Origin of the sequence: Streptomyces sp. NPDC002730 (assembly GCF_042888805.1) — a bacterium.
Taxonomy (GTDB): domain Bacteria; phylum Actinomycetota; class Actinomycetes; order Streptomycetales; family Streptomycetaceae; genus Streptomyces.
The window spans coordinates 1-6,079 of record NZ_JBIAQG010000044.1; the positions used below are offsets into that span (position 1 = coordinate 1).

The window sequence follows — 6,079 nt, forward strand, 5'->3', positions numbered from 1 at the left end:
TCTCGCCAGCCGAGTTCGAACAACAACAGCAGAGAGCACGTAAACTCACACTCGCAGCATGAACCCCCGTGTCCACACTCCGGGGGACGCCTCAGACCGAGTGCCGCGAAGGTGAGTCCGGTCCGCAGGTGCACGAGGGTGACCAGAACCCGGTCGGTGAAAACGAACTCGTACCTCGGGCCCGCCCCGGCCGCCCGCTTCCGGGCACCCTCACGCCGCACGCGGCGTCCCGACTCACACCGAGCCTCCCAGCGCGGCGCGAGCTCGGCGACCAACTCGCCGAGATGTTGGTCCGAGACGCCGCAGAAGGCAGGATGAGACATGGCCGCGCGGGCCTGACTGAGCAACACACCCCAGACAACTCGCGCGGCCTTCGCCATGTCCCCACCCGTGACCAAGATCATCAATCGCGGGACAACCCGTAATGAAGTGACCCGCAAAGGAAAGGTTCAGCTGCGGTCGCGTCGCCTTCGCCCATGCGGCCATCGCGTTCGGGTCACTTCCGCGCGCGTTGGGCCAGCACCTGCTTCCACCAGCCTCGTCATCGCTGCAAGGCCAGCGTGCTGCTGCACACCGGTGTTTCCGTGCCTCCGCCTTGACGGCAAGCGCCTGGACGGCCGCGTCGAACTGCGCGATCGACGTGGGCTCGTCAGGCCCGAGCAGGTATGTCTTCAGCTCGTCTCGCGCGTCGGCCAGCATGTCGGCCGCCGGATCGGCCACAGCGGCCAGTAGTTGGTCGAGCTCCGCAGCACTGTTGGAGAGGATAACCGCAGCCCGGACGGCCGTGTTCTGCCGCGTGAACTCCTCCACACCGAGCTCAGCCGAGTCGGTCACGGCGTACGGTTTGCCGCTTGCGATGAAGTCCGACACGACGCTGGAGATGTCGGAGACCATGCCGTCGGACTCGTTGAAGCAGTCGTACAGCTTGGGCTCGCTGCCCATGACGACCTTGTACTCCCACCAGCCGACGCAGCGCCAGTAGGCGTCGTTCCACTCGGCCTGCAGCATCCTGATCTCGGTGAGCCGCTGGGGGGCGGAGAGGGAGCCCCGTGACTCCTCCGCCTCGTCGCCGCCCGCGTAACCGGGCTTGCCGAGCTCGGCGAGCCGGGCCGCGATACGGATCAGATCGGCGCGAGCGGCGGACTGCGCGGCATCGGTGGCTGCGGCCTCGCCCGTCCAGCGGAGATCGCCGACGCGGTCGGCGGCGGCCTTCCGTACCATCGCGACGATCCGCTCGTGGACGGCCCGAGCCTGCTTATTGCGGATGCCGGTGAAGGGGTGCGGCTTGTAGATGACACGCACCGGCTTCTCGGCCTCCAACAGTCGCCGGACGATGTTCTCGCCCGCGAGCAGCAGAGAGGTGTTGCCCGGGCTGTTGTCCCAGCCCTCCCACGTGGGCGCGTACAGGATGGTCGGGATAGGGTTCCTGTGCGGCGCGCTTCAGCGCGGTCGCGAGGTCCGGTGCCCCGGCCGCCAGGACGGTCGGCCCCTCGTGGAGGTAGCGGTAGGCGGTGGAGGTTAACAGGCCGTTGTCGCGGGCGAGTTGGGACATGCGGGTGCCGTCGATGAACCAGCGCAAGATGAGCACCGCCTGGCGGAAGCAGCCCAGCGCGCGCCTGCCCTTGCGGGTTTTGGCCGCGATGCGGTGATCGCGCAGCAGTCGGGCCAGGTGCTCGGCGGTGGACCGCTTCACATCGAGCACGGCGGTGTATGTGACACTGGTCGACACGTGAGGCCCCTCGGTCGGATCTTTCTGTGGCAAGATCGTTCCTACCAGGGGCCTTACGCCTGCCCGGACTTGGGGATCGCACGGGCCGCAGCGCCGACGTCGCGATCACAGCGAGCGATGGGCGCTTACTGAGAAAGACTCAGTGTGTTGTAGGTCTGGTTGTCCGGGGCGAGGTCCTGGGGCAGGTCGGGGTGTTTGCGGACGGGCAGGAAGATGCCCGGGGCGCCGATGTATCCGATGTCGGCCAGAACCCGCAGGCCGTCACGGATTGCTGTGCGCAGTGCCGGTAACACAAGCCGGCGGGTCGCGGTCAGGTCGTGTACCGAAGCGGGCGACACGCCGGACACCCACAACGGGGTGCCGTCCGGTGTGGCGATGACCTGCAGGTTTCCTGCGAAACGGCAGCCCTTTCCGGAGTACCACGGGTCGTTTCCGCGCTCGGTGGTCCCGGTGAGACGGTCGCAGTCGATCAGGGTCCCGTCCAGGATGACGTGAGTCATTCCCGCGAGACGGCAGCGCTCCGGTGCGGCGCGGAGATCAGGGCACCGCTCTGCCAGGACGTCGATGCCCTCGTGGAAGTAGCGGTAGCCGGTGGCCTGCGAGATGCCGGCATCATGGGCCAGGCAGTGTACACAGGTGCGGTCGCGGATCCAGCGCAACACCAACGCGGACTGCCGGAACGGCCCCAGAGCACGTGAACCCTTCGGAGTGCCGATGTGCCGACGGTGGGCGGCCGGTGGCCGGTGGCCGGGCGAGTAACTCGACCACGGGACGCGGGACGTTGAGCATGGCAGAATATGAAACCACGTGAAGCCCCTTGCGGGGAACGGACGTTCGATGACGGAACCCGTCCTACCAGGGGCTTCACGCCGCGTTCAGGGGCGCAGGCCGGGCGCTCGGCAGCGCATTCCGCCGTCATTGCGTTGAGAAAACCTCCAGTGAACCTCTTTCATCCTGTCTCTGCGGGGTGAAAGGGCTGGTCAGCGGGGGTTCGGGTGACATGGCGAAGCCCCCGTCGTTGGTGTGGTGATTCCACTCAGCACATCGACGCCGGGGGCTTCGTTGGTTCCGTATCCTGCCATGCTCGACGTCCCGCACGGGCTGGTCGAGCATGTTTCCTGGCTGCTTTGCGCTCGAAGGCGTGAACTCGGTTCGCGGTGGCGGCGGTTGGCGTGCTTCAGGCAGGCGCTTCTCGCTCTGGCGCATCTGCGGAGGAACGAGACGTTCGCCCAGCTCGGAGCGGGATCGGCGTCTCGCAGGCAACGGCCTGGCGATACGTCGAGGAGACCTCGGAGGTCCTGGCCGGCTAGGCACCGGGGCTGCGCGAGGCCCTGACAGGTCTGGGCGAGGGCGACTTCGTGGTCGTCGACGGGACCCTGATCCCGACGGACCGGATCGCCGCCGACGAGCCGTACTACTCGGTGAAACACCGCCGACACGGCGTGAACGTGCAGGTCATCGCCCGTCCGGACGGTACATCGCTGTGGTTCTCCAGGGCTCTGCCGGGCCGGACCCACGATCTGACCGCGGCCCGTGTTCACGGCATCGTGCAGGCCTGTCTGACCGGAGAGATTCTGGTCCTCGCCGACCGTGCATACCAGGGCATCGGCTCAACCGTCCGCACTCCGTACTACCGGCACCACGAGCTGCCCGCCCAGTACAAGTGTTACAACCGCGACCACGCCAGACTGCGAGCACCCGGCGAACGCGCCTTCGCACAGCTCAAATCCTGGCGCATCCTCCGACGAGCACGATGCTCAACCAACCGAATCGGACGCACCGTCGCAGCCATCCACACCCCCCTCACCTGCGAAAATTGAGGATGAAAGAGGTTCAGTGATCGTGAGTACGCTTTTCGGTCGGCGGCGGTGGGCGGTGGCGAAGGTGCCGCTGGCGCCGAGATATCCCAGGAGGGTTATTCACGGGGTTCACCAGCCCTTCTTGTAGAAGGTGAGGGCGGTGATGGTTTTGACGATGTGGGGGAATGCGGTGAGGGGGCCACGGTATCGGGCGGCGGGGATTTTCCGGTTCTTGAGGTGGGCGATCGCCCAGACGACTGCGGCACGGAGCTTGCTGATGCTCTGGTTGAAGACCTTGTCGGCCTCGGGACGGTCCCGGCCGGGTGGCTTGCGCCGGGCGGTGAGCATGCCCGTCCCGACGTAGCCCAGGTCACCCATCGAGTCCCGGTCGGCGAAGGCGTCCGGAAAGCTGGACTGACGCCAGGCGTAGGTGTCGTGCCGGCTCCCGGGTACCGGAGCGGAGACCGCGAGGAGGTCTCCGGCGAGAGTGGCGGCGATCTGGAGGTTGAAGCCGGTGTCGCGGTGCTTGCCGGAGAACATCGTGGTGCCCTCGCTCGCCCAGTCCCAGGTAGGCGCCAGGGTTCCGTCGACAAGGACAACACGGCCGGCAGAGGCCGAGGCAGGGTCGGGTACATGCTCGGCCAGGGCTCTTTCGACCACCGGCCGCAGCGTTGTCCAACGACGCGAGACTGTCGACTGACTCACCCCGAACAGTTCCGCAGCCGCCTCCTGTACCGGATTCTGCCGCAGCAGGTACAACACGAGGACCACCGACCGGTACAGGCCCAGCGCCCACATCCGCTCCGGCAGCAGGGCACCGGGATCATCGCGGAGTACCTGGTGGACCCGCGCCACCAGACCGCTCAGTTGCTCGTCGTCCAGCCCTGTCGTAACGTTCCAGCTCAACGGCCCTGCCCCGGTGGATTTCTGACGTCTTCGCAAACATCAGACTACCGAGCAGGGCCGTCTTGACGATCAAGAAACCTGGCCCACAGCACCTCCATGAATAGGCCTCCTTGCATCGCGACTGGCGGCTGGACTAAACATGGCCTATGTGGCGGATATTAGTCGCTGATGACGGAGAGATCATGAGGCCATGGGGCGCCGTCTCTGAAGTCAACTCGGATGGGTGGCTGCTGGTGAAATCTACAAGCGCAAAGGGCCTGCCATGATCGGAACCATCTTTTTGAGTATTGCTATCAGCGCCCTGGGCATCTTCGGCGTCGTGTGGACGCTGTGGATGGAGGAAGGTCGTCGTCCCAATCCGCGCCGACGCAATTGACCGTGGCGGCTAGCTGTGACTCACAGTCGGGGATCTTGTAGCTGGCGAGGTCAGTCGCTGACGGCCCGCCAAGATTTCAGTCGAGGGATCCCACGCTTGTCGAGGAAGTTCTGGAAGGCGGTCGGTGGCCGGGGCGGGAGTGCTTCACCGGTCGGCGGCAGATTGCTGAGGCGCTCGATGTTCACGGCGATGGCCGTGAGTACGTGCTGCAGGTGGGCCTTCGACTACCCCGGTAGCGGCAGCGGCGCATGCCGTGTCCGTGGGCGAACTCGTTGACGGTGCCCTCTACTCCCGAGCGGACCGCGTACCGAGCCTGCCAGTCGGGAGTCTGCTGATCAGTGCGGGCGCGGACTTGCAGGTCGCGGAGTTCTCGCGGGGGAAAGCCCACGTTCCGGGCGCTTTCGTGTGAGGTGGTGCACCGGGTGCGGACCGGACACGGCTGGCACTGACCCTTGGTGAACCGGGCCACGATCAGCGGGGCGGTGGTGGGCGAGGAGGTCGGGTAGGGGCCGTGCCAGCCCCTGCTGACTTGCCCTTGGGGGGCAGGTCACCTGCCGGCGGTCGAAGTCGATGCGGAAGTCGTCGCGGCCGAAGCCTTCGTTCCTTCGGTGCTGGCGGGTGGGGTTGCCCGGCAGTGGCCCGGTGACCGTAATCTGGTGTTCTTGGGCAGCCTGTGGCAGGTGGACCAGGGAGGTGTAGCCGTCGTCGACGAGGTGCTCGGCGGGCAGCAGGCCGCGGTGCTTGAGACGGGTGTGGATGCCGGGCAGGGCCTGGGCATCGTTCGTGGTGGCTGCGGTGGTGGCCACGTCCGTGATCACGTGGGCGCCCTCGGGAGTGCAGGTTTCGGTGAGATGGGCGACGAACCCCTTCCAGCGGGTGGTCTGCCCACGGCGCGCGTAGCGGGCGGAGATGTCGTAGGGGGACGATCGCGCAGGACGAAGGCGGCAGCCTGCCGTCGTCGGCGGTGCGCCGCGTCGCGGTAGTGGTTCTGCACGACGATCTGCCGCAGCGCTTGGGCCCGGGGACCGAACGCGCGGCCTGCCCCGTGCTCGGGGAGATGCTCCGGCAGCCGTATGGCGGGTCTTCGAAGTTAAGCGGTGCGTGTCGGTGTAGTCGCTGACTGTCCGTCACGGTCCGTGATGGTTGGAGCGGTTGTCGGTCCTGGATGCAGGACGCCCGTGGTCCTGGGTGATCATTTCTGTTCTTGACGCAGAACGATCATCTGGGAGCCACGGGCGTGGTCAACGATACGACGTTGTTACTGGACCT

At 66.5% G+C, this 6,079-nt stretch carries 4 protein-coding genes and 3 pseudogenes; 2 read left to right on the forward strand and 5 right to left on the reverse strand.

Going from position 1 to position 6,079, the window contains the following annotated elements; genetic code table 11:
* Positions 1–449 precede the first annotated feature (449 nt).
* The 3 genes and pseudogenes from ACFYXH_RS42075 to ACFYXH_RS42085 form a co-directional block, all read right to left on the reverse strand.
* Positions 450–1,428 (reverse strand): annotated as a pseudogene (locus ACFYXH_RS42075) (hypothetical protein); the annotation flags it as partial.
* 4 nt (positions 1,429–1,432) lie between these two features.
* A pseudogene (locus ACFYXH_RS42080) lies at positions 1,433–1,729 on the reverse strand (IS5/IS1182 family transposase); the annotation flags it as partial.
* Between the two features lie 125 nt (positions 1,730–1,854).
* The gene (locus ACFYXH_RS42085; protein ID WP_389575063.1) at positions 1,855–2,391 is read right to left on the reverse strand and encodes a transposase family protein; all 537 of its coding nucleotides are present in this window, start codon (positions 2,389–2,391) and stop codon (positions 1,855–1,857) included.
* 361 nt (positions 2,392–2,752) lie between these two features.
* Here ACFYXH_RS42085 and ACFYXH_RS42090 point away from each other — a divergent pair.
* A pseudogene (locus tag ACFYXH_RS42090) lies at positions 2,753–3,549 on the forward strand (transposase family protein).
* Positions 3,550–3,657: 108 nt separating this feature from the next.
* Here ACFYXH_RS42090 and ACFYXH_RS42095 read toward each other — a convergent pair.
* Positions 3,658–4,434 carry a transposase family protein gene (locus ACFYXH_RS42095; protein ID WP_389575066.1) on the reverse strand — a complete coding sequence of 259 codons (777 nt, stop codon included), beginning with the start codon at positions 4,432–4,434 and terminating at the stop codon, positions 3,658–3,660.
* 223 nt (positions 4,435–4,657) lie between these two features.
* Between ACFYXH_RS42095 and ACFYXH_RS42100 the strand changes: the two genes are divergently transcribed.
* A complete protein-coding gene (locus ACFYXH_RS42100; RefSeq protein WP_389575069.1) occupies positions 4,658–4,810 on the forward strand; it encodes a hypothetical protein in 153 nt (50 codons plus the stop codon).
* Between the two features lie 181 nt (positions 4,811–4,991).
* Here the strand turns inward: ACFYXH_RS42100 and ACFYXH_RS42105 are convergent, their stop codons facing one another.
* The gene (locus tag ACFYXH_RS42105) at positions 4,992–5,279 is read right to left on the reverse strand and encodes a transposase (protein WP_389575072.1); all 288 of its coding nucleotides are present in this window, start codon (positions 5,277–5,279) and stop codon (positions 4,992–4,994) included.
* Positions 5,280–6,079 lie beyond the last annotated feature (800 nt).